This window comes from Bilophila sp. 4_1_30 (genome assembly GCF_000224655.1).
Classification (GTDB): domain Bacteria; phylum Desulfobacterota; class Desulfovibrionia; order Desulfovibrionales; family Desulfovibrionaceae; genus Bilophila; species Bilophila wadsworthia.
Genome location: NZ_JH114269.1, coordinates 1 through 967 on the forward strand (window position 1 = coordinate 1; position 967 = coordinate 967).

General features: G+C 48.5%; 2 protein-coding genes. Both read right to left on the reverse strand.

From position 1 onward, the window contains the following. Window positions 1–104 precede the first annotated feature (104 nt). Complete coding sequence (gene tnpA, locus HMPREF0178_RS20075) at window positions 105–563, reverse strand: IS200/IS605 family transposase (RefSeq protein ID WP_009381227.1); 459 nt, start codon at window positions 561–563, stop codon at window positions 105–107. Between the two features lie 178 nt (window positions 564–741). Then, a partial coding sequence (locus HMPREF0178_RS21745; RefSeq protein WP_009381229.1) for a hypothetical protein occupies window positions 742–967 on the reverse strand: 226 nt, incomplete at its 5' end.

Consider the following 967-nt stretch of genomic DNA (forward strand, 5'->3'; position numbering starts at 1 on the left):
GGAACCCACCGGCCGTAGCCGGTGGTTCTTCATATGCGCCTGTAAGGCTCTGTTACCAGCAGCGCCCTAACAGGCGCATAGCGAATCTGGCGTCGGCATTTCTGTTACTTGCGGCCCGTAAACGGGCTACCCGGGTAGGGAAGGCAAAGCTGCGTACCCAGTTTATCCTCTTCCAGCTGTTTCTTTATGTAATCCCTAATCTTCTCTTTGTTCTTGCCTACCGTATCCACGTAGTAGCCCCGGCACCAGAATTCACGATTGCGGTATTTGAACTTCAGATCGCCAAATCGTTCATACAGCATCAGGCTGCTTTTACCCTTCAGATACCCCATAAATCCAGACACGCTCATCTTGGGCGGTATCTCCAGCAGCATATGTACATGATCCGGGCAGCATTCCACTTCGAGAATTGTCACACCTTTCCATTCACAAAGCCTGCGCAATATCTCGCCGATCTCACGCTTCTTTTCCCCATAGAAAACCTGTCTGCGATATTTGGGGGCAAATACCACATGGTATTTGCAGTTCCATTTTGTGTGGGCTAAACTTTGAACGTCACTCATTGTGACCTCCTTTTGATTTGTTGCCGCTTGCAGTTGCCAGACCGCAAGCTTTACTAACAAATCAAAAGGAGTTTTTATAACATATACAAAGCTGTAAGCTTTTCGGAACCTCCCGCCTAGCGGGAGGTTTTCTTTCTATACAACAAGGCCCCGGATAATCTCCCGGGGCTTTCTTTTGTCAAATGCCTTCGGCATATTCACCGAGTTCATCAAGCACGTTTTTTCTATCCGAGTTGCTGTCGGCAAGGCAGTGTTTCGCATAAAACGTCTGCAAACCAAGCTGGATGAGGAGTCCGGGAGTTTTCTTGACGGCAGGTGATACTTCCGGATCGGCGTTTAGTTCGATTTCAAGTTTTTCCAGTCCCTCTTTCCAGCTTTTTCCTGGTCTTGAGCAAAGCCATAGG